The sequence below is a fragment of the Bowmanella dokdonensis genome (genome assembly GCF_017254865.1).
GTDB classification, from domain to species: Bacteria; Pseudomonadota; Gammaproteobacteria; order Enterobacterales; family Alteromonadaceae; genus Bowmanella; species Bowmanella dokdonensis.
Genome location: NZ_JAFKCV010000001.1, coordinates 67042 through 89069, shown reverse-complemented (window position 1 = coordinate 89069; position 22028 = coordinate 67042). Strand labels below are relative to the sequence as shown.

Annotated in this window: 23 protein-coding genes; 13 read left to right on the top strand and 10 right to left on the bottom strand. The window is 56.2% G+C overall.

The window, feature by feature from the left end; genetic code table 11:
* The first annotated feature begins 6 nt into the window (after nucleotides 1-6).
* Nucleotides 7-1110, top strand: a complete 1104-nt coding sequence (locus tag J0A66_RS00460; protein WP_206571805.1) for an efflux RND transporter periplasmic adaptor subunit — start codon at nucleotides 7-9, stop codon at nucleotides 1108-1110.
* A gap of 7 nt (nucleotides 1111-1117) precedes the next feature.
* Nucleotides 1118-4222 carry an efflux RND transporter permease subunit gene (locus J0A66_RS00455; RefSeq protein WP_206571804.1) on the top strand — a complete coding sequence of 1035 codons (3105 nt, stop codon included), beginning with the start codon at nucleotides 1118-1120 and terminating at the stop codon, nucleotides 4220-4222.
* A gap of 189 nt (nucleotides 4223-4411) precedes the next feature.
* Here J0A66_RS00455 and cfa read toward each other — a convergent pair whose 3' ends face one another.
* The 3 genes from cfa to rraA form a co-directional block, all read right to left on the bottom strand.
* Nucleotides 4412-5596, bottom strand: coding sequence for a cyclopropane fatty acyl phospholipid synthase (gene cfa, locus J0A66_RS00450; protein ID WP_206571803.1), 1185 nt, complete (start codon nucleotides 5594-5596; stop codon nucleotides 4412-4414).
* A gap of 112 nt (nucleotides 5597-5708) precedes the next feature.
* Nucleotides 5709-6713: a formimidoylglutamase gene (locus J0A66_RS00445; RefSeq protein ID WP_206571802.1), complete on the bottom strand. Its 1005-nt coding sequence runs from the start codon at nucleotides 6711-6713 to the stop codon at nucleotides 5709-5711.
* Nucleotides 6710-7195, bottom strand: coding sequence for a ribonuclease E activity regulator RraA (gene rraA, locus J0A66_RS00440; RefSeq protein ID WP_206571801.1), 486 nt, complete (start codon nucleotides 7193-7195; stop codon nucleotides 6710-6712). The genes J0A66_RS00445 and rraA overlap by 4 nt, the downstream gene beginning before the upstream one ends.
* A 209-nt stretch (nucleotides 7196-7404) precedes the next feature.
* Here rraA and J0A66_RS00435 point away from each other — a divergent pair, with 209 nt between their 5' ends.
* Both J0A66_RS00435 and J0A66_RS00430 read left to right on the top strand, forming a co-directional pair.
* A complete protein-coding gene (locus J0A66_RS00435; protein WP_206571800.1) occupies nucleotides 7405-7917 on the top strand; it encodes a phosphatase PAP2 family protein in 513 nt (170 codons plus the stop codon).
* 92 nt (nucleotides 7918-8009) lie between these two features.
* Complete coding sequence (locus J0A66_RS00430; RefSeq protein WP_206571799.1) at nucleotides 8010-9092, top strand: MJ1255/VC2487 family glycosyltransferase; 1083 nt, start codon at nucleotides 8010-8012, stop codon at nucleotides 9090-9092.
* On the opposite strand, the gene J0A66_RS00425 is transcribed toward J0A66_RS00430, so the two are convergent.
* Nucleotides 9089-10117, bottom strand: coding sequence for a succinylglutamate desuccinylase/aspartoacylase family protein (locus J0A66_RS00425; protein WP_206571798.1), 1029 nt, complete (start codon nucleotides 10115-10117; stop codon nucleotides 9089-9091). The two genes, J0A66_RS00430 and J0A66_RS00425, sit on opposite strands and share 4 nt — an antisense overlap.
* Nucleotides 10117-11022 (bottom strand): 30S ribosomal protein S6--L-glutamate ligase, encoded by a 906-nt coding sequence (gene rimK / locus J0A66_RS00420; RefSeq protein ID WP_206571797.1) that lies wholly within the window; start codon nucleotides 11020-11022, stop codon nucleotides 10117-10119. Before rimK ends, J0A66_RS00425 begins: the two co-directional genes overlap by 1 nt.
* On the opposite strand from rimK, the gene J0A66_RS00415 reads away from it, so the two are divergent.
* Nucleotides 11021-11164: a hypothetical protein gene (locus tag J0A66_RS00415; protein WP_206571796.1), complete on the top strand. Its 144-nt coding sequence runs from the start codon at nucleotides 11021-11023 to the stop codon at nucleotides 11162-11164. The genes rimK and J0A66_RS00415 overlap by 2 nt on opposite strands.
* Here the strand turns inward: J0A66_RS00415 and J0A66_RS00410 are convergent.
* Nucleotides 11161-11607 carry an ATP-dependent zinc protease family protein gene (locus J0A66_RS00410; RefSeq protein ID WP_206571795.1) on the bottom strand — a complete coding sequence of 149 codons (447 nt, stop codon included), beginning with the start codon at nucleotides 11605-11607 and terminating at the stop codon, nucleotides 11161-11163. The genes J0A66_RS00415 and J0A66_RS00410 overlap by 4 nt on opposite strands.
* A gap of 343 nt (nucleotides 11608-11950) precedes the next feature.
* On the opposite strand from J0A66_RS00410, the gene J0A66_RS00405 reads away from it, so the two are divergent.
* From J0A66_RS00405 to J0A66_RS00385, 5 genes are all read left to right on the top strand, one after another.
* A complete protein-coding gene (locus J0A66_RS00405; protein ID WP_206571794.1) occupies nucleotides 11951-13234 on the top strand; it encodes a diguanylate cyclase in 1284 nt (427 codons plus the stop codon).
* A 31-nt stretch (nucleotides 13235-13265) separates the two neighbouring features.
* On the top strand, nucleotides 13266-13790 hold the full coding sequence (locus tag J0A66_RS00400; protein WP_206571793.1) for a hypothetical protein: 525 nt from the start codon (nucleotides 13266-13268) through the stop codon (nucleotides 13788-13790).
* The gene (locus J0A66_RS00395; protein WP_206571792.1) at nucleotides 13747-14457 is read left to right on the top strand and encodes a hypothetical protein; all 711 of its coding nucleotides are present in this window, start codon (nucleotides 13747-13749) and stop codon (nucleotides 14455-14457) included. Before J0A66_RS00400 ends, J0A66_RS00395 begins: the two co-directional genes overlap by 44 nt.
* A gap of 30 nt (nucleotides 14458-14487) precedes the next feature.
* The gene (locus J0A66_RS00390) at nucleotides 14488-14787 is read left to right on the top strand and encodes a hypothetical protein (RefSeq protein ID WP_206571791.1); all 300 of its coding nucleotides are present in this window, start codon (nucleotides 14488-14490) and stop codon (nucleotides 14785-14787) included.
* A 333-nt stretch (nucleotides 14788-15120) separates the two neighbouring features.
* A complete protein-coding gene (locus J0A66_RS00385; RefSeq protein WP_206571790.1) occupies nucleotides 15121-15498 on the top strand; it encodes a DUF488 domain-containing protein in 378 nt (125 codons plus the stop codon).
* A gap of 125 nt (nucleotides 15499-15623) precedes the next feature.
* Here J0A66_RS00385 and hslU read toward each other — a convergent pair whose 3' ends face one another.
* From hslU to J0A66_RS00370, 3 genes are all read right to left on the bottom strand, one after another.
* A complete protein-coding gene (gene hslU, locus J0A66_RS00380) occupies nucleotides 15624-16952 on the bottom strand; it encodes an ATP-dependent protease ATPase subunit HslU (RefSeq protein WP_206571789.1) in 1329 nt (442 codons plus the stop codon).
* Nucleotides 16953-17007: 55 nt separating this feature from the next.
* Complete coding sequence (hslV, locus tag J0A66_RS00375) at nucleotides 17008-17532, bottom strand: ATP-dependent protease subunit HslV (protein ID WP_206571788.1); 525 nt, start codon at nucleotides 17530-17532, stop codon at nucleotides 17008-17010.
* A 109-nt stretch (nucleotides 17533-17641) separates the two neighbouring features.
* Complete coding sequence (locus J0A66_RS00370) at nucleotides 17642-18292, bottom strand: methyltransferase family protein (RefSeq protein WP_206571787.1); 651 nt, start codon at nucleotides 18290-18292, stop codon at nucleotides 17642-17644.
* A gap of 157 nt (nucleotides 18293-18449) precedes the next feature.
* On the opposite strand from J0A66_RS00370, the gene J0A66_RS00365 reads away from it, so the two are divergent.
* Nucleotides 18450-19352 carry a phosphoribulokinase gene (locus tag J0A66_RS00365; protein ID WP_206571786.1) on the top strand — a complete coding sequence of 301 codons (903 nt, stop codon included), beginning with the start codon at nucleotides 18450-18452 and terminating at the stop codon, nucleotides 19350-19352.
* A gap of 17 nt (nucleotides 19353-19369) precedes the next feature.
* Here the strand turns inward: J0A66_RS00365 and J0A66_RS00360 are convergent, their stop codons facing one another.
* The gene (locus tag J0A66_RS00360) at nucleotides 19370-19777 is read right to left on the bottom strand and encodes an OsmC family protein (RefSeq protein ID WP_206571785.1); all 408 of its coding nucleotides are present in this window, start codon (nucleotides 19775-19777) and stop codon (nucleotides 19370-19372) included.
* Between the two features lie 169 nt (nucleotides 19778-19946).
* Here J0A66_RS00360 and ompR point away from each other — a divergent pair, with 169 nt between their 5' ends.
* On the top strand, nucleotides 19947-20675 hold the full coding sequence (ompR, locus tag J0A66_RS00355) for an osmolarity response regulator transcription factor OmpR (RefSeq protein ID WP_206571784.1): 729 nt from the start codon (nucleotides 19947-19949) through the stop codon (nucleotides 20673-20675).
* 20 nt (nucleotides 20676-20695) lie between these two features.
* Entirely contained in the window at nucleotides 20696-21997 is a 1302-nt protein-coding gene (gene envZ / locus J0A66_RS00350; RefSeq protein ID WP_206571783.1) for a two-component system sensor histidine kinase EnvZ, read from the top strand.
* Nucleotides 21998-22028: the final 31 nt, after the last annotated feature.

The window sequence follows — 22028 nt, the reverse complement described above, 5'->3', positions numbered from 1 at the left end:
TTTGCCATGTTACGCCGCCTTGTTCTTGCCGGGTTACTGTTTTCGCTGCTGGCCTGCCAGGACGCTCCTCCTGAACAGCCGCCGCTTATACGTCCCATTGCCTGGACCCAGGTCAGCCAGTCACCCATTGAACAGATACGGCGCCTCTCCGGCACGCTCGCGCCGGTGGAAGCCACCAGCCTCAGTTTCGAGGTCAGCGGCAAGGTACAAAACGTATCGGTCAACCTCGGCGATAACGTAGTGCAGGGGCAGGAACTGGCCAGGCTCAACCAGCGCAGCTTCAATCTGGGTCTGCAATCGGCCCAGGCCACCCTGGCCCAGGCTCAGGCCGCCCTGACCGAAGCGGAAAATGAATTCAAACGTTATGCCGAGCTGGTAGCGCAGGGAGTGGTATCAAAATCTGGTTTCGACAACGCAAAAGCAGCCTACGACTCGGCAAAGAGTGCCGCTGGTGTGGCCAGGGCCCAACTAGATATTGCCCGCAAGAATTTACAGGACAGTGTGATGTCCGCCCCTTATGACGGCGTGATCACCAAGCGGCTCATCGAGCCCTCTCAGCAGTTGGCCGCAGGACAGACCGCCTTCGAGATAGAAGGGGAGCATGGTCTGGAAGTCAGGGTGCTGGTGCCGGAAACCATCATCCGCGAATTGGACAAAGGGCGGAAATTACCGGTTCGTTTTCCGGTCCTGCCGGAGCTGGTGATGCAGGGCGTGATCAGTGAAATTGGCACCCGGGCCGAGTCGGCCAACGCTTTTCCACTGGTGGTGCTGCTGGACAGTCCCCATGACAGGCTGCGGGCCGGTATGACAGCCGAGGTGGATGTGACCTATGAGCGCACAGGACGCAGTGGCCATGCCGGCAGCAGCGTCAGGGTTCCCGTGTCAGCCCTGGCCGCCGATCAGGGCCAGGGGGTCTTCGTCTATGTGTACGATGCGGATCGCCAGGTTGTTGAGAAGCGTCAGGTGCAGACCGAAAACATCATCAACAACGAAGTCTATGTATCCAGCGGGCTCACGCCGGGTGAAATAGTCGCAACCGCCGGCGTTGCCTTTTTGCGCGATGGTCAGCCCGTGACGCTGCTTGACAAGCAGGTCAGACTCTTTAACTGAGATGCAAATGAACCTGACCTCATTCGCTTTTACCCACCGCAAGACCGTCATGATGCTGCTGGTACTGCTGCTGATGAACGGAGCCCTGGCCTACTTTACCCTGCCTGCCCAGGAAGACCCCACCATCACCATCCGAGAGGCCATCGTCAGCACCCACTACCCCGGCATGGCGCCGGAACGGGTTGAACAGCTGATAACCAAAAAGCTGGAAGAGGAAATCCGTAAGATACCGGAAGTTAAAAAGCTCACTTCATCCTCGACCACCGGGGTGTCCACCATCCACGTGAAGATCTATGACCGTTATTTCAATCTCGATACCATCTGGCAGGACCTGCGTAATAAGGTCAATGAGGCACAGCGACGCCTGCCGGACGGCACTTATCCGTCACAGGTAAATGATGAATTCGGCGACGTCTCTGTTATTACCCTGGCATTGACCGCAGACGGTTTCAGCATGGCCGGTATGTACGATATGGCCCAGCACATCCGGGACAGTCTGTATGGGGTAGAAGGAACCAAGAAGATTGAGATACTCGGCAACCAGGAAGAACGAATATTCCTGGAAGTATCCAATGCTAAGCTGGCCCAGTTGGGTATTTCACCCCGGGCGCTGATCGGCGAGTTACAGAATCAGAATATCATCAGTCCGGGCGGGCGTATCGACACAGGCGTCACCAGTTTTATTATTGAGCCCACAGGTAATTTCAGCAGTGTCGATGACATAGCGGACACCCATATCAGTCTTCCGGGGACAGATGACTTTGTTGCCCTCAAAGACATTGTGCATATCCGCCGGGGCTATCTGGATCCGCCGGATCGGTTGGCTTATTTTAACGGAGAACAGTCAATCTTCTTCGCAATTTCTATGCTGCCCGGCTACAACCTGCTGGATTACGCGCCTCGCATGAGAGGAGCCATAGACAATATCGAAGCGGGCCTGCCCATTGGTTATCACCTGAATATCGCCACTTACCAGGCCGAACAGGTAGAGAAAACCATCCGCGGCGTGTCGGTGAATGTGTTGCAGACCCTGGCTATTGTGCTGGTGGTGGTGATCCTCTTCCTTGGTCTGCGCACCGGACTGATTGTGGGCAGTATTGTACCCTTTGTGATGCTGATCACCTTGTCCGTGATGCAATTCAGCGACATCAGCCTTGAACGCATGAGCCTGGCGACATTGATTATTGCCCTGGGACTGCTGGTGGATAACGGCATTGTCGTGGCTGAGGACTTTAAGCGCCGGCTGGAAGAAGGCGTGGAGCGCTACCAGGCCATGTGCCAGAGTGGCAAAGAACTGGCGCTGCCCCTGCTAAGCTCTTCGGTCACTACCATATTGTTTTTCCTGCCCCTGATGCTGGCCGAGCACGTGGCCGGTGAATATACCCGTTCTATCTCGCTGGTGATCATGATTACTTTGCTATCCAGTTGGGTGCTGGCGCTGTTTGTTACGCCGGTGCTATGTTACTTCTTTATCCCGGCCGATGCGGTCAGAGTGGCGGGGAACCAGCCGGGCGGAGTCAGACGGCTGTACCTTCAATACGAGAGATTCCTGCACTGGCTGCTCAGCGTTAAGGGGGCTTTCCTGGCCGGCATGCTGGCCTGCCTGATACTGGCTGTGTTGAGCATGCAGTGGTTGCCCAAGCAGTTTTTCCCGGACTCGGATAGAACCCAGGTGCTGGTCAACATCGACCTCCCCAAAGGGACCTCTTCCACCGAAACCAATCGTCAGTTACAGGACATTTTCCATTGGCTGGAGCAGGACAGATTTAACAAGACTATCCAGTCTTATTCTGGTTATGTGGGCTTTAGCGGGCCCCGTTTTGTGCTATCCCTGAATCCAGAGGATCCTGCCGACAATAAAGGCTTTATCGTGCTGAATATTGCCGGGGGCGTGGATTTAAAGGCCCTGACCCAGCAACTGGATAGGGAACTGGAAATGGCCTTCCCGAATATTTCGGCCCGGGTCAAAAAAATGTTCCTGGGCCCATCGGACTCCAGCACCATCAAGATTCAGGTCAAAGGCCCGGACAAGGACGTCATCTATGCCAAGGCACAGGAGATCATGACGCTGTTACACGGTATTCCCGATACCCTGGATATCCGTAGCGACTGGCAAAACCGTATTGCCAAGGTGGAGGTGCAGGTGGATCAGCACCGGGCAAGACGGGCCGGTGTCACCTCCAGCGATATCGCCACCGCCCTACAGGGATACTTTTCCGGCTCCATTATTACCGAATTCCGGGAAGGGGATGAAATCATTCCGGTTATGCTCCGGGCCGCCGATGCCGAGCGTACTAATCTGGACAGACTTAGAACCCTGAATGTGTATTCGGAAAAAACCGGACAGGCCGTTCCCCTGTTCCAGGTGGCCGAATTTGCGCCGGTGAATCAATACTCCATCATTCACCGGGAAGACATGTTCCGCACCGTCAGTGTGGAAGCCCGTAATACCCGGATGGCGGCTGAAGATCTGAAGTTGCTCATCGACGCTCCTCTAGAGGCGCTGGCTCAGGACCTGCCGCTTAATCACAGTATCGAGTATGACGGCGTCATCACAGAATCCGCTGCGGCACAACAATCCCTCAGCGCCAGCATGCCCATGGTGCTGGGTCTGATCCTGGTGCTACTGGTGGCCCAGTTCAATTCCTTCCGTCAGCCGCTGGTGATAGTGCTGACCATTCCGCTGGCCTTTATCGGCGCCGTTGTCGGCCTGTTTGTGTTGCAGGCTCCTTTTGGGTTCATGGTCTCACTGGGCCTGTACAGCCTCGCCGGGATCATTATCAACAACGCCATTGTGCTGATCGATCGCATCGGCATCGAACAGCAGGAAGGCAAGACGCCCTATGAAGCCATTGTGGCGGCCTGTCTGACCCGGGTCAGACCCATCGCCATGACCAGCATCACCACCATCATGGGTCTGCTGCCGTTGATTCTGGGGCAGGATCCGCTGTTTTACGGCATGGCGGCGGTGATTGCTTTCGGCCTGGGAATAGGTACGGTGCTGACACTGGGCGTAGTGCCGGTACTCTATGCCCTGTTTTACCGCATCGAGGGTCCCGACAAGGCCGTCACCGAAGCGTTCCCGAGCCAGCGGGAAAACACCGAAGGTTGAGAGCAAGGTCTCCAGCTTGGTGCCTCGCAAAACCGCCGGGCCTCTCAAGCTGTCCTCCGATAAACTCGGGTATAGGCCGTAAAGAAAAAACGGAAAAGTGATCCGGTATCCATCCCCGGGCCGTGCCAGATGGAGTCATCAGATGAGCGATCCGCTCTTTGAATTCTGTGGCCTGCTTCTGATACCAGCTCAACGTGGACTGTGGTAGCGGGGTAACGGCCCCACTTTTTTACGCAGCACCAGTTGGAAGAGCTGCAACTGGCGGCTGCGAAACGCCCCGGCACAGCTTTTCAGGTAATAGTCCCACATGCGCCTGAACCTTTCTCCGTAGCTTTCCCTCAGGGCAGGCCAGGCCGATTCGACGTTCTGCTGCCAGGCCATCAGGGTCCGGTCGTAATCCGGACCGAAGTTATGCACATCCTCGATAACGAAAAAGGGTTCACAGGCCTGACTGATCTGACTTAAGGAGGGTATAGCCCCGTTGGGAAAAATATACTTGTGGATCCAGGGATCGGTACCCAGTTGGGCCGTATGCTTGCCTATGGTGTGCAACAGGAAGATACCCTCATCCTGCATCAGCCGGTGGGCGTTACTGAAGTAGGTGTGATAATTTTTCTGCCCCACGTGCTCGAACATGCCGATGGAAACCAGCTTGTCATAGCGCCCGCTCAGCATCCGGTAGTCCTGCAGACGGATATCCACCGGCAACTCGCGACAGCGATGCCGGGCCAGCTTCTGCTGTTCCCTGGAAATCGTCACCCCTGTGACCCGCGTGCCGTATTGTGTCGCGGAAAACTCGGCAAAGCTGCCCCAGCCACAGCCGATATCCAGCACCTCTTCGCCGGCGTTCAGCTGCATTTTCTTGCAGGCCAGATCCAGCTTGCTTTCCTGAGCCTGATCCAGATCCTCGGCGTCCTGCCAGTATCCGCAGGAGTACACCATGCGTTTGTCGAGCATGGCCCGGTATAAATCGTTGCCCACATCATAATGCTGTTCACCGACCTGGTAGGCCCGCCTGGTTGACTGGAGATTGACCAACCTGGCCATTAACCAGTGTCTGATCAATATCCATCTGCTTTGGATCACTTCATCCAGTTGCACCGACATCAGCCGTTTGAACATTTCATCCAGCCGTTCACAATCCCACCAGCCATCCATATAGCTTTCGCCTGCACCCAGTGAACCTTCCCGCATCACGCGCAGATAAAAATCATTGTTGTGAACGTTGGGATCCCAGGGGTTGGAGCCGTTTAACTGGACACCTGCCTTGGCCAGATGGCTTTTCAGCCAGTCTTTGGCCGAGGCTGCCTGGCGGGTCAAGCGGGAGGAAATAACGGAAAGCTTTTGGTTGAGGGGTTCGGCCGGCAGTCCCATATCGATTCTCTCCTTCTAGGGTACTGAAACTCTCATCTAAGGGGCTAAAGGAGAATTGTAGACCAAAAACCGACTGTGGAGCCGACCCTGTCTGGTGTCCGGCAAAGTCCGGTCAGCGACGGGCCCGGATAAAAGTGCAGACCAGCTCGGCCAGGGCCTGCCCTGTTACTCTGGCGCCGGCATCGGGGCCGGAGGGATGACGCTCAGGCGCGGCTTCGGCCAGGTGCAGGTACTGTACCTGTTTCTGCTCGGCCATTCTGTATACGTAGTGGATGGCATCGTCCAGTGACATGCCTGCCGAGGTGATGGCGCTGGTAGGCATGTCGGAGATGGCATCCATGTCCAGCTCCAGACCTATAGGGCGGTTCGACGCCTGAAGGTAGGCGCAAACCTTCTCCATGGCCTGTTCAAAACTCAGTTCGCGACGCCACCTGAGTTGCTGGATGCTGTACCAGGGGAAGCCGCACTCGCCAAGGGCTTCCAGAGCTTCCCGGGAATTCTTCTGTTCATGCAGGCCCAGAATTGCATAGTGGGACAGGTAGCCCTCATGGCAGGCATATCGAAACGGATTTCCACTGTGGCGGCCTTCCATCTGCCGGAAGTCCCCGTGGGGATCAAAGTTGGTCACCGCCAGCGGTTGGCCCAGGTACTCGCTGCAGGCCCGAATCAGGCCATAGGCGTTGTTATGTCCGCCGCCTATCAGTATGGGTGTCAGCCCCGCCGCAAATATCTCTTTCAGGACATGGACCAGACGCTGATCCAGCAGACCACATTGATGACGCAGATCCTCCAGTGTGCCGGCGGGCTGTAGATCATCACAATCCAAACGCCCCAGCAGCAGCACCTCTTCCCCGGCCAGGTACTGGTTGCTTTGCAGGTTCAAAAAGATACGCAGGAATGCCTGCCAACCCTGATGAGCGCCGCCTTTGCCACAATTGGCCATGGGGCCAATCTGCTCAGGCACACCGAGCAGGGCAAAGCGGCATCCGCTGGCGCTGGCCTGCTGATAATCACCGAACTGGCTGGCCAGTTTAACCACCTGCCCCAGCCGGGTCTCGCCCGGTCTGGCCTGGCACAACTCAGCCAGCGCCCGGTCCTGTAGCAGGTGCAGGCTCATTCGATATCGAGGGGCTCGGGAGACAGGATGATGCCGGTGCTGTCGGCATACAGATGATCTTCAGGAAGAAAAGTGACACCGCCAAAGTTAACCGCAATGTCCACTTCCCCTGTTTGGTCATCATCTGCCGCAACCGGAATGGATGCCAGGGCGTGGATACCTATATCCACATCTTCCAGGGCATCCACGTCACGCACGCTGCCGTAACAGACGATACCTTCCCACTCATTGTCAATGGCAAGCTGGGCGATGTTCAGATCGATCAGGGCGCGGCGCATGGAGCCGCCGCCGTCCACCAGCAACACCTTGCCTTTGCCGGGTTGCTGTAAAACACGCTCTATCAGGCCCTTGTCCTCAAAACACTTGATGGTGGTGACTTCGCCGCCGTATGAGCGACGTCCGCCATAGCTGACGAACATCGGCTCGACCACGTCCACATTACCGGCAAACAGGTCGCATAGCTCTGAAGTGTTGTAGTCCATCTGATTTCCATTGGCATTGAGGGGCTCTGCGTCCCAGTATACTGTTAGTTTTTCCGGGCTGTCCATTCAATCCCGGGACAGTTTTGAGCGGTGGGGCAAATCACCCCGGCAATGGCCTGTCATTGTCATAAAGTCTTCTCTAATCTGTCACCCCAGCTTCATAGAGGATTTCTAGGATCGGTCTGCAGGTGAACAGGAGCCAGGCAACAATGAATTTATTGTCCCGAGCCGATACGCAGCTCTTCTACTGGCTTTTCAATAAGACCAGTGGCAGAAATTGCACTCCCATCCGCTGGCTGTCCAGAACCGGCGACGGTCACCTGTACCTGTTACTGGGACTGATTCTGTGGCGCTTCGAGCCAGACCATGGAGACCTCTTCCTGTACACCGCCCTGCTGGCTTATGCCCTGGAATTGCCTCTCTATCTGATGCTCAAGCAAGTATTCAGGCGTCGCCGCCCCTGCGACCTGCTGCGAAACTTCAATGCCCACATCGCCCCCTCAGACAAGTTCAGCCTGCCTTCAGGGCATACGGCTGCAGCCTTCCTGATGGCCTCGATTATCGCCCATTATTATCCCTCTTTTGCGCTGCTGGTTTATGCTTGGGCTGGTACGGTTGGCTTGTCCCGGGTACTGCTTGGCGTACATTACCCCAGTGATATCCTGGCCGGGGCCGGATTGGGCCTGACAATTTCCCTGTTCAGCCTGTCCATACTGGCCTGATTTGCTGTTTTGCTGACCCAGGCCAAGCAGTGCCACGCCCGAACTGTACCAAGTCTGACCTTAAATCTGCCTGCCGAGATGGGAGTATCCGGATGAGAATATTGTATGGGGTCCAGGGAACCGGCAACGGTCATATTACCCGCGCCCGGATCATGGCCAAGGCCTTTAGCCGACGTGACGACGTGAAGGTGGACTTTCTGTTCAGTGGGCGGCCGACTGAGGGCTACTTCGACATGGAGGTATTTGGCGGATATCAAACCCGCCAGGGACTGACTTTTGTTCATCAAAGGGGAGCCATCGACCACTGGCAGACACTCAGGCAGGCCAGCCCCCTGGTGTTCTGGCAGGATGTGCGAAGCCTGGATCTGGCCGCCTACGACCTGGTGATCAATGATTTTGAACCCATCAGCGCCTGGGCAGCCAGGCGCCAGAAGGTGCCATGTATTTCCATCAGCCACCAGGATGCCTTTCGCCATCCGGTACCCAAGCAGGGCGACAACTGGCTTAACCGTCTGATCATGGACCACTTCGCGCCGTCAGATGTGCAATTGGGCGTGCACTGGTATCACTTCGGCCATCCCATTGTCCCGCCTTTTATCGAAAACGAGCCGTCTGGTGAAACGGGTCAGCATATTCTGGTCTACCTGCCCTTCGAGGAACTGCAGGAGATCCGTCTGATGCTGGAGCCGTTAAGCGAAGTCAACTTCGTCTGTTTTCATCCAAACCTGCAAGAGGATGAGGACCAGGGCAATATCCAGTGGCGGAAAACCTGTAAAGAGGGCTTCCACCAGACCTTGCAAAGCTGCCGGGGGGCGATTGCCAATGGTGGCTTCGAGCTATCCAGTGAATGCCTGCAGTTGGGCAAGAAGCTGTTGATCAAGCCCCTGCATGGCCAGTTCGAACAGCTATCCAATGTATTGACCCTGGAAACACTCGGTCTCTGCCACAGTATGCCCGCCCTGGACAGCGAAGAGGTGGAAAACTGGCTGGACAGTGCCTCCGCCGAACCCATCGAATTCCCCAGGGATCCCCACCTGCTGGTGAACTGGCTGATCGGCGGCCAGTGGCAGGATACCGGGGAAATCTGCCGGCAACTCTGGCAGCAGGTGCGCTTTCCCGCCCCCCTGTCACGGAAACTGGCGGCTATGGCTACCCACACCAGTCGCGAGGGTTAGAGTACCCTGGGCTCGAAGTCCTCTATAAAGGCATCGACGATTTCACCGGCTTCGTCCATCCGGTCCCGATCAAACTTGGCCAGATGGAACAGGGCCTCCCCTTCGTTGGCAATAGGGATATTGGACATGCCGATGACTATGCCATCGAAAGGCGACCGGATAGGCTCTTCATTGTCTCCATGTGGGCTGGCCGAATAGGCCAGGATCTGCCCTTTGGTAACCCGATCCCCAAGCCGTACCCGACTGATAATCAGCCCGTCCAGTTCGTTACGTACCCACTGGCTGCTGTTGGCCACCACGGGATCATACTTACGACGGCTGCCTCGCCGCTGAGCCATGCCCAGCAGTTTCATCACATTCAAAATACCGTTAAGACCGGTACGAATGGAGGCCTCGTCAAACCTCAGGGCCTCGCCGGCTTCATACAATATGCTGTGCACGCCCAAATCAGTGGCAGTGGAACGCAGTGAGCCATCGCGTTCCTTGGCGTGCAGTATAACGGGGGCAAGAAATGCCTCGGCCATTTGCAAGGCGTCGCCATCACGGATATCGGTGCGTACCTGCGGCAGGTTACTACGATTAATGGCCCCCGTATGCAGGTCAATCAGGTGGGTGGCCCGTTGCAGCAACTGACTGTAAAACAGATAGGCCAGCCTGCCGCCCAGCGTCCCCCGCTGGGAGCCCGGAAAGCAGCGATTCAGGTCACGCCGATCCGGCAGATAACGGGTTTGCTGAATGAAACCCAGCACGTTAACGATGGGCACCACCATCAGGGTGCCGTTCAGGCGCTTGGGATTGATTTTCTTGATCAGCCGCCGGCAGATATCGATGCCGTTCAGCTCGTCCCCGTGCAATGCCGCACAGACCAGCAGGGTCGGTCCCGGCTTGACCCCGTGAAACACCTCAACGTGTAATTCAATGGGAGTGTCCGTATACAGCCGCGCCGCAGGCAGTTTGATGGAACGCTGGCTACCGGCAGGGACGCGTTGGTCGGCGATTTCGAAGGCGGCCTGACCTTTGGCCATCAACCTCTACCCCGCGTGCGGGTATGATGGGCCTTGGCGTTCTTCTCGATAAACTCAATGATGCTGTCGGCCACATTCTTGCCGGTGGCAGCCTCAATACCCTCCAGCCCCGGAGAGGAGTTAACCTCCATCACCACCGGCCCATGGTTAGAACGCAGTATATCGACCCCGGCCACATTCAGGCCCATGGTGCGGGCGGCCCGCACTGCGGTGCTGCGTTCCTCCGGCGTCAGGCGCACCAGGGATGCGCTACCGCCCCGGTGCAGATTGGAGCGGAATTCTCCTGGCTTGGCCTGACGCTTCATGGAGGCAATAACCTTGTCGCCGATAACAAAACAACGGATGTCGGCGCCGCCGGCTTCACTGATGTATTCCTGCACCATGATATCCGCTTTGAGTCCCATAAAGGCCTCAATAACGCTTTCTGCCGCCTTACGGGTTTCGGCCAGCACCACGCCTATGCCCTGTGTGCCTTCAAGCAACTTAATCACCAGCGGCGCGCCGCCGACCATTTCAATCAGATCGGGAATATTGCTGGCCTGGTTGGCAAAGCCAGTAATGGGCAGACCAATGCCCTTACGAGACAGCAGTTGCAAAGAGCGCAGTTTGTCACGGCTGCGGCTGATGGCCACAGACTCGTTCAGCGGATAAACACCCATCATCTCAAACTGTCGCAACACCGCCGTACCGTAGAAAGTGATGGAGGCGCCGATACGCGGAACTATGGCGTCGAACTCGGGCAGTTCCTTGCCTTTGATATGCACCGACGAGCTCTGCATATTGATATTCATATAACATTTAAGCGGGTCAATAACATGTACTTCATGCCCTCTGGCCTCACCTGCTTCTTTCAGGCGCCGGGTGGAGTACAAACTGTTATTACGGGACAGAACGGCGATTCTCATGAAACCAAACCTTGTGAAAAAATTAGAGATTGTCCCAGTCAATCAGAACCCACTGCTGGGCTGGCAAAAACTCGGCCTGAGTGTGGCAGGCGAGCAGCGCTTTTTCAAATGGACGGGTAGTTGTGCAAACCTTGATGCTTAAGGGCAACGTGTTCCTGGCTGTCCCAACAGATAGGACTTCTCTGGATCCACCATAAAGCGTCCGCACATGGCCTGACGACCCAGCAGCATCCGAAAACGCATGGAGTCCCGGTTGGTCAGGGTCAGCTCAATGGGAAAACGCCGGTCAGCCAGCACCAGTTCCGTTTCCACCACATAGCGAACTTCCTCGTGTCCGCCTGAGTCCCTGACTTTACGTTGATCCAGCACCCTGGCTTCGCAGATAAGTACGGTGTCGTTGTCATCCTGCACCGGATGCAGATGGATACGCACCCATTCCTGACCTTCATGTTCGAAAGGTTGCAGATCGAATGCATGCAGGCAGGAGGTCTTGGCCCCGGTATCCACCTTCATCTTGATTTTATCTATGCCCAGTTGGGGCAGGCTGCCCCATTCCCGCCAGCCCAGGGTATGTTTATCTTTCATAATTGTCTTAAGTTGAGAGATAACAATCGATCAGTCAAGGCGAAGTCATCGCCCTTCAGCCCTCTGCCCTCGGGAACAGCACTGATTGACCGGGTTTCAGGCCATTGGCCTTAAGCATGGCTGAATTGTGCTGCCATATGGGATGAATGGCAAAAACTTTTCCATCCCCAGGGGGGCGTACCCCAGTTTGTACAGTTTGATACGACATGACGGCGCTTTTGGCGGAATAATTGCGGCTGTACTTGAGGTAAAATTGCTCTATGATGCCAGCAAGGGACGCAGGAGGCTGCGGTTCTTATGCCATTCTGATTAGCAGTTTGCAGGGAAATTTCAGGGGAACTGTTTGTTTACGTCGCTTCGCACCAAACTGACACTGTCCATGCTGGTCACCAGCCTGGCAGCCATCAGCGTTATGGCCCTGATTACCCCCTGGTTACTTGAAATCCGCTTCGAGGAAGAAGCCCGCCAGGTGCACTTTTCCCGATTTGTACGCCTGATTGAAAACTTCCGCGAGGATAATGGCCAGTGGGGCGGTCAGGAAAATGCGTTGCTGCTGCACAAACGCATCCTGGATAGCAGCAGTCGTCTGGCGAGAAGCCCTGAAGCCTCCCCCAGTCATCCAGGTGATTTGAAACCCGAACGGCACCCCCTGGATTCGGAAACCTTCCGCTATGTGCTGGCTGACCCCCAGGGTTTCGTGTTTATGCCCTTTGGCGACTATCAGGCCGGACAACAGCTCACCGACAGGCAGTTGGAACGCTCCGAGCCCCTGTACAATGGTGATCAGCTGCTAGGTTATGCCCTGGGCGCCAATGAGTTTCCGATGACCGAGCAGGACAAGTCATACCTGATGATCCAAAGCCGCAGCATGTTGCTCGGAGCCGCCGCAGGCTTGATCGTCACCCTGTTGCTTAGCCTGACCATGGGTCGCCAGCTAATCAAGCACCTGCAATCACTGACCCGGGCCGCCATTGAGATGAGCAAAGGCAACCTCAACCAACAGGTCAGCGTCGAAGGAAAGGACGAAATAGCCTTGCTGGCGCGCGAGTTCAATCGTATGGCCTTGGAGCTGAACAACACCTATGCCGAACTCAAGGCCTCAAACGAGACGATCAAGGCGCAGGCAGAAGCCATGCAGGAATTGTCCCTGCGTGACGAGCTCACCGGGCTTCACAACCGGCGTTACTTCAATCAGCAGTTTCGCCTGATGCACCACCAGGCAGTCCGGTACGGGGAAAACCTAGCACTGGCTCTGGGTGATATCGATAACTTCAAGCAGATCAATGACAGGTTCTCCCATCAGATCGGCGACACCGTGCTGAAGCAGGTGGCCAAGCTGATGGCAGAGGAGATCCGCGATGCCGATATTCTGGCCCGTTACGGGGGCGAGGAGTTTGTCATCCTGCTGGGTCATACGGACAAGCACCAGGCCGAAGGACTGGTGGACAGAATTCGCGCCAAAGTGGCGGCCTGGCCATGGCAGCACATTCACAAGGATCTGTCGGTTACCATCAGTTTCGGTATCAGCGACAAGCTGGACACGGATTTGGGTCACAGCATGCTGGTGGAAGCGGACAACCGGCTCTACGAAGCCAAGGATCAGGGCCGTAACCGGGTCTGCATCTGACCTCTTATCCCTCAAACCAACAGGACCAGGCATGAAATACCTGCTGATATTACTGCTGACATTCAATCTGCCGCTGATGGCGCAAACCGACACTCATCAGGCTTTCTTTGACAAACTTGCCGGCCTCTGCGGCCAGACCTTTACCGGTCAGTCCAGCTTTCCGGATGACCCAAAGGACAGCTTTTACGGCAAACCCCTGGTTGCCCATATTGCAGAATGTGGTCCGGCACAGATCAGGGTGCCTTTTCAGGTAGGCACCGATACCTCGCGCACCTGGGTGTTCAACCTTAAAGAGGATGGCCTGCAGTTACAGCATGATCACCGCCATCAGGACGGCACACCCCATGAGGTAAACCTTTACGGCGGCATGGCTACAGCACCAGGAACCGCCTTAGAGCAGTCGTTTGCCGCCGATACCCATACCATCGGCCAGATCCCCGAGGCTGCCACCAATGTCTGGACCCTGACCCTGTCTGAGGACGGCCAGTCGCTGATCTACTATCTTGAACGTCATGGAAAACCAAGATTCAAAGCTACCCTTTACCGCCAACCCTAGCCCGGCCATTCCCCTGTGGCAGTTTGGACTGCTGGCGTCCCTGCTACCGCTGCTGACCATTCATCTGACCCTGCTGGTGTCCTTCTGGCAGGACGCCCTGCCCCATTGCAACCCCTACTGGCTGGATTGCGTCAGTATCAGCGCCACCGGCCGTTACGGCCTGGCTTATTTTCTGTTCAAGGCCGGCATGATCCCGGCCATGGTGCTGCTGGCCCTGTTCTGGACTCTGAACAGTTACTGGCTTAAGAGCCTGGGTCTGGGTTCACAGCGCTACCTCGGCTGGTTGGGAGTAGTGGCCAGTCTGGCGCTGATTGTCTACAGCCTGAGCCTGGGCCATGTGGGAGAGACCTTTTATCTGCTCAGACGCGCCGGGGTAGTGATCTACCTGGGCCTGACCTTTATCGCCCAGGCCTGCCTGGGGGCAGCCCTGGCCAGTCATCCTTCCCGCCCGATGAGCAGGAGCGGCAGAAGGCTGCTGCTGTTCAGCGCCCTGACCTTGTTTATAGCCATCTTCTCGCTGGCACTGGATGGCCTGTGGCCGGTGTGGCACGAGCGGATGGAGGATGCCTTTGAATGGTGGCTGGTGTTGCTGCTGAACCTGCATGCCGTGTGGGTGGCGGTGCTGTGGCGGCGGTTAGGGTTTGTTGCGAGGATGGGTGTGCGCTAAGGTATCAAGCCATTTAACGAAGGAGAAATCATGGAAGAAATCAAAGTTACCTGGAAATATGCGGTGCGGATTTGGTGGAGCTGGGTTTGGCGGGCGATGCTATGGACCTTTCCCACTGCCCTGCTGGTCGGTTTTTTAATGGGCTTCATCTTGTCCATCGCCGGGGTGTCCACTGAACCCTATCAACCCTATTTGCAATTGATCGGAGCCCTGATTGGGATTTTCTTCGGCATCTATGCAGTGAAGGTCGTGATGACCAAGCGCTTTAACGGCTACCGGATAGCTTTGGTCAAAACAGATACCACTGAAACCTCCACCATCGACGTATAGCCCACCGTCTCACATTCCAAATGTGTGAAGAAGTCAGTTTCAGCAGCCGCCTGTCTAAGCACGCGGTCTGGTTGGAAACCTATTACTCACCAATAGAGAAAAGGCTGAGAGGCAGTGTCGGGTTGGCCTTTGCAGACCTTATGCAGCAGGGAGGCTGCGTAAGAGCGTATAGGGATATATTCACAGCGTGTCTGCGAAGGCCAACCCGGCGCCGCCTTTTACCTTCTTTATTTGGTCCATTAATTTGATTTGCGTCCCAATCAAGCCCTACTAAGTTTTTGTATTAGGGCGTCCAGCCCAGACGTTAGCTGGCAATCCATTAGGAGAGGGGCAATGAATATCAAGCTGCATCGCATTTACGATGAAGACATTCCACAAGGCTATCGGGCGCTGGTGGATAAGCTGTGGCCAAGAGGGGTGTCGAAGGAGCAGGCGGATCTGGATGGCCACTGGAAAGCGCTGGCACCCAGTGATGGGTTACGCCACTGGTTTGATCATGACGCCGATAAATGGGCGGACTTCCGCAAACAGTACCTAAGCGAGCTCAGTGAAAACAAAGAAACGGCCAGGGAATGCCTTGCCGATGTGACCCAGCAGAACCTTATTCTGCTGTCTGCGACAAAAGATACCCGACACAGCCATGCCCGGGTGCTGAAGGAGTATCTGGAGAAACTGGACTCAACAGTGGTATCGCGCCATCGCCAAGCCTAAGAGGAGCGATCCTTAAACCGTCTTCCTGGGCGGCTCTGCATGCCCTGCGCGGGTATAACGGATGACAGCTTGGGAAATCTGCGCCAGCCGGGCGGGGCATTGCGCCCCACCCCATCAGCCAGTAATCAGAGAATAAACCGGCTCAGATCCTCATCTTCCACCAGCGTATCCAGGTGTGCCTTCACGTACTCGGCGTCAATGACCAGCTTCTCGCCGTGCTTGTCGGTGGCGTCGAAGGAGATATCCTCCATCAGCTTTTCCATCACCGTATGCAGGCGCCTTGCGCCGATGTTCTCGGTGCGTTCGTTAACCTGCCAGGCGGCCTGAGCGATGCGCTCGATGCCATCCTGGGTAAAGGCGATTTCCACCCCTTCGGTGCCCATCAGCGCCACATATTGCTCGGTCAGCGAGGCATTGGGCTCGGTGAGAATCCGGATAAAGTCTCCCACTTTGAGGGCACTGAGCTCCACCCGGATGGGCAGACGCCCCTGCAGCTCAGGGATCAGATCCGAAGGTTTGGACATTTGAAACGCACCCGAGGCGATAAACAGGATATGGTCCGTCTTGACCATACCATGCTTGGTGCTGACCGTGCTGCCTTCCACAAGCGGAAGCAGATCCCGCTGCACCCCTTCGCGGGATACATCGGCGCCCTGGGTGTTCTCCCGTTTGCAGATTTTGTCTATCTCGTCGATAAACACGATGCCGTTCTGCTCCACATTGAACAGCGCCTTTTCCTTCAGGTCCTCCTGATTGACCAGACGGGCCGCTTCCTCTTCCACCAGCAGTTTGTAGGCTTCCTTGATCTTGAGCTTCTTCTTTTTCTTATGGGAGCCGGACAGGTTCTGGAACATACTCTGTAACTGGTTGGTCATCTCTTCCATGCCGGGAGGGGCCATGATCTCCACCCCCATCTGCGGCAGGGCAATGTCTATCTCGATTTCCTTGTCATCCAGTTGGTGCTCACGCAGTTTCTTGCGAAACGCCTGACGGGTACCCTTGTCCTGGCCCTCCTCCCGTTCACCCCAGGCATTCTCCGGACGGGGCAGCAACGCATCCAGGATCCGCTCCTCGGCCGCTTCTTCGGCCCGGTAACGTACCTTGGTCATTTCCTGCTCCTTGGTCATCTTCACCGCAATATCCGCAAGGTCGCGGATAATGGCCTCCACTTCCTTGCCCACATAACCCACTTCGGTAAATTTGGTCGCTTCCACCTTAATAAAGGGAGCATTGGCCAGCTTGGCCAGGCGACGGGCAATCTCGGTTTTGCCGACTCCGGTGGGACCAATCATCAGGATATTCTTGGGCGTCACTTCATGGCGTAGCTCGTCATTAAGCTGCATGCGGCGCCAGCGATTGCGCAGGGCTATGGCCACAGCCCGCTTGGCGCCCTGCTGGCCGATGATATGCCGGTCCAGTTCATGGACGATTTCTCTTGGAGTCATTTCTGACATATTTAACCCTTTGATTTTAAATAGTTATTTATCACGCACTTGGTGGTAGGCGGAATCAGTAATCCAGCTGTTCAACCGTCTGATTATGGTTGGTAAAGACGCAGATATCGCCGGCGATGGTCAGACTTTTCTCGGCGATCTCCCTGGCCCCCAACTCAGTGTTCTGCAACAGGGCGGTGGCCGCGGCCTGGGCGTAGGGGCCTCCGGAACCAATGGCGATCAGATCCATTTCGGGCTGCAGTACATCGCCGTTACCTGTGATAATCAGGGAGGCAGTTTCATCCGCCACGGCCAGCAAGGCCTCCAATCGCCTCAACATACGATCGGTGCGCCAGTCCTTGGCCAACTCCACTGCCGATCGCATCAGATGGCCCTGATGGATCTCCAGCTTGGACTCGAAGCGCTCGAACAGGGTAAAGGCATCTGCCGTGCCGCCGGCAAAACCGGCCAGTACCTTGTTCTGATAAAGACGCCGGACCTTGCGGGCGTTGCCCTTCATCACCGTATTGCCCAACGACACCTGGCCGTCACCGGCGATGACCACCTGATTATTTCGTCTGATGGAAACTATCGTAGTCACTTGAATTCCTTTGCTTGGGACGCAGCGCGTCTGAATATCGAATGAGGCTGATTTGGGGGACAACAGGGCAAAATTCAAGGATCCACAGGCAAACCGGTACGCAATTCGACTAATTTCCCTTGCTGCTCCCCCACCAGCGCGCAGTATTCCGGCGATACTGACCATACTCCACCGGCAGCTTTTCCTGCAGGTGCTGCTCTTCCAGATAAATCTGAACTCCCACCGCCGTCCAGCCCACCAGCAGACAGGTCAGCGAAAACCAGCCCGGCAGAGCAAGGAAAAAGCCCAGTTGCCCCAACATGACGCCGATAAAAATGGGGTTACGGGAATAGCGGTACAGGGAGTGGGTAACCAGCCGGCCGGGGCCCTGGCTGTCCACACCGGACCGCCATAAACCGCTGAGCAACAGATTGCCCCATATTGCCAGGGCAAAGCCGCTGGCCAGCATCAGCATGCCGCAGATAACCACCACCGGAATGGCCGACAGCGGCACAAAGATCAGCCAGGCATCCATCTGCGGCCATATCAGCCGCGCCACGCAAACGCCCCAGATCAGGATTCGGAACACCCGGAACGTCAGGTGGTTCCACCAGTGCAGGGTGCCTGACTTGCCCATATGGACAAATTCGCAGGACGGGGCCTGGGGACGGAACAGCTTGATCCGCAGGGTGTAAAAGAGCGCCACCAGCGTATAGAAGGCTGCCAGGTACAGTTGATTAAAGGCTTGTAATTCGATCTTGGCGCTCCCCATTACGCTCATTTATATACTGTAACAGCTTTTTTCTGACAGACAGTCTGGCCAGCGCCCTTTATGCCGCAGTACTGGCAGTGCGGTCGGCCGGGACCGGACCGGTATCCCTTGACCCTCACCACGGCCTTGCTTATAAATAGCGTTCCAGCGAACAACTCTAAGCGCTATGTCAGCCAAGCATCCTATTATCGCCATCACGGGTTCGTCCGGTGCCGGTACCACCACGACCACCCAGGCCATCCAGCATATTTTCCGCAATCTCGGGCTGAATGCTGCGTTTGTCGAGGGCGACAGTTTCCATCGCTTTACCCGACCGGAAATGGAAGTGGAAATCCGCAAGGCACAGGAACAGGGCCGGCATATCAGCTATTTCGGCCCCAGGGCCAACGACTTCGTGCTGCTGGAAACCCTGTTCAAGGAATATGCTGAAACGGGCCAGGGCAAGCACCGTCACTATCTGCACAGTTTCGACGATGCGGTGCCCTTTAACCAGATGCCCGGCACCTTCACCCCCTGGCAGGAACTGCCCAAGGGCACGGATCTGCTGTTCTACGAAGGCCTGCACGGGGGGGTGGTAACAGACGAAGCCGATGTGGCCAAGCATGTGGATCTGTTGGTGGGCATGGTGCCCATTGTCAATCTGGAGTGGATCCAGAAAATCGTCCGCGACACCACTGACAGGGGCCATTCACGCGAGGCCGTCATGAGCAGCATAGTACGCAGCATGGACGACTATTTTCAGTTTATTACCCCGCAATTTTCCCGTACCCATGTGAATTTCCAACGGGTGCCGACGGTAGATACCTCCAACCCCTTCAGCGCCAGGGAGATCCCCTCCCACGATGAAAGCTTTGTGGTGGTGCGCTTTCGCCGTGAAATGCGCAATGTCGATTATCCCTATCTGCTGCAGATGATCGACGGTGCCTTTATGTCCCGCATTAATACCCTGGTAGTGCCGGGCGGCAAGATGGGCCTGGCCATGGAGCTGATCCTCTCGCCGCTGATTGAAGAGCTGATGGACAAGAAGCGCCGGGCCAGCTTCCAGATGGACTGGGTGGAAGACAGGTAGCCTGCCTGCAGAGTAGGTTAAAACTCGGCTTGCCGGACCTCAAAACTGTGGCTGACATCCACCGACTTGCCCAGCATGATAGACACCGAACAGTACTTTTCGGCGGACAGGTTCACCGCCCGTTCCACATGCTTTTCACTGATATCAATGCCGCTGACGATAAATTTCAGATGCATGCGGACAAAGACCGCCGGCACCGCATCGGCCCGCTCGGCGCTCAGTTCCACTTCTACCGCTGAAACCTGCTGCCTGGCCTTTTTCAGAATACTGACCACATCCACCGATGCACAGCTGCCCGCCGCCATCAGCACCATCTCCATGGGGCTGGCAGCGCTTTGTTTATCCCCATCCATAACCACTGTATGGCCGCTCTCAGCTGTGCCGACAAAACGGCTGTTGTCCAGCCATTGAACCTTTGCTTTCATTGAATACCCCCAAGCCTTGAAGAGTCGGTTATTCTGCCCAACTGCCGCAGGCTTTACCAGCACGCACAAACTTTGTAACAACTCAGCACAGGGGCTTAAGTGGCAAGGCTTTTCATTTCGACGGGCTTTCTTTTATATTGGGGGCACTGCACTTTTGTGGAACACCCCTATGGGACAGGAAACACCAAAAATTCTGGTCGTGGATGACGATATGCGCCTGCGCAGCCTGCTGGAGCGTTACCTGGTGGAGCAGGGCTACCAGGCCCGTACGGCCGCCAACTCCGAACAGATGGATCGTTTGCTGGAGCGGGAGAATTTTCATCTGATCGTGCTGGATCTCATGCTGCCCGGCGAGGATGGCCTGTCCATCTGCCGCCGTCTGCGTCAGAAGGAAAATGATATTCCCATCGTGATGCTCACCGCCAAAGGCGATGAAGTGGACCGTATTATCGGCCTGGAAATGGGTGCCGACGATTATCTGCCCAAACCCTTCAATCCCAGGGAATTGCAGGCCAGGATCAAGGCGGTGCTGCGGCGCCGGACCACCGAAGCGCCGGGGGCTCCCTCACAGGAAGAACAGGTGGTGACCTTCGGCAAATACAGCCTGAATCTGGCCACCCGGGAAATGAGCTGCAACGGCACCCCCATGACCCTGACCAGCGGTGAATTTGCGGTACTCAAGTCACTGGTCACGCATCCCCGCATCCCGCTGTCGCGGGACAAGCTGATGAACCTGGCCCGCGGCCGGGATTACAGCGCCCTGGAGCGCAGTATCGACGTGCAGGTATCCCGCCTGCGTCGAATGCTGGAAGAGGATCCCGCCAATCCCCGTTATATTCAGACCGTCTGGGGCCTGGGTTACGTCTTTGTGCCCGACGGCGAAAAGAAAGCCGAATAATAGGATAACCAGTAAAATCCATGCGCCTGCTGCCCAAGAGTGCTTTTGGCCAGACCGTCCTGTTGATTGGCCTGCTGCTGCTGATCAATCAGGTGGTGTCCTATCTGTCGGTAACCTATTACTTTATCCGGCCAAGCTATCAGCAGATCAACAACCTGCTGGCCACCCAGATAAAGGTGATTTTTATTGAGGGACTGGATCACCAGGACCCCGATCTGCACCGGGATTTTTTTGAAGCCACCGGTATCCAGATCATGAACGACTGGCAGGCCAGGGAAGCAGGGCTGGAGCAGGCCAAATACTATCAGTTCCTGTCCAGACAGATGTCGGGCCTGCTCGGCGGTACTGCCGATGTGCGCATAACCCCGGGGGATCCTTACCTCTTCTGGGTCAACCCCCCCCAGGACAGAAGTCTGTGGATTACGGTGCCCATGCAGGGACTGGGAGAGGCGGATATCTCGCCCCTGACCATATACCTGATGGTAATCGGGATCTTAAGTGTGGCCGGCGGCTGGATTTTTGTACGACGCTTGAACAAACCCCTGCAAGCCCTGCAACAGGCCGCGATCACGGTTGGCCGGGGCACTTTCCCACCGCCGCTCAAAGAAGAAGGCTCCAGTGAAATCATGGCGGTGACCCGCGCCTTCAACCAGATGTCCCGCGGCATCAAGCAACTGGAGGATGACCGCGCCCTGTTAACCGCCGGCATTTCCCACGACCTGCGCACCCCCCTGACCCGCATCCGCCTGGCGGCAGAAATGCTGCCGGATGATCAGGAATGGCTGAGGGAAGGCATCAATCACGATATCGAGGATATGAACGATATCATCGACCAGTTTATCAACTACGTACGCCAGGACCGGCAGGAGAAACTGGAGCGGGTCAACCTCAACAGCCTGATTGACGATGTGGTGCGGGCCCGGGATATAGAGGGCGACCACGACATCGACCTTGACCTGCAGGAAGTGCCGGATGCGCAATTGCGCAAGGTGGCCATCAAGCGGGTGCTGGACAATCTGCTGGAAAACGCCTTTCGCTACGGCAGTAACCGCATAGAAATCACCTCAGGCTACGATAAGAAACACAAACAGGTCTTTTTCACCATCCGTGACTTCGGCCCGGGCATCCCAGAGGATCAGATTGAAAACCTGTTCCAGCCTTTTACCCAGGGTGACAAGGCCCGCGGCAGCCTGGGCTCCGGCCTGGGCCTGGCCATCATCAAGCGCATCGTGGATATGCATCTGGGCAGTATTGAACTGAAAAACCACCCTGCAGGTGGGCTGATTGCTCGGGTCTGCCTGCCCAGCAAGCTGCAACGCTGAAGGTAATCTGATTAAAATTCTTACAATCTAG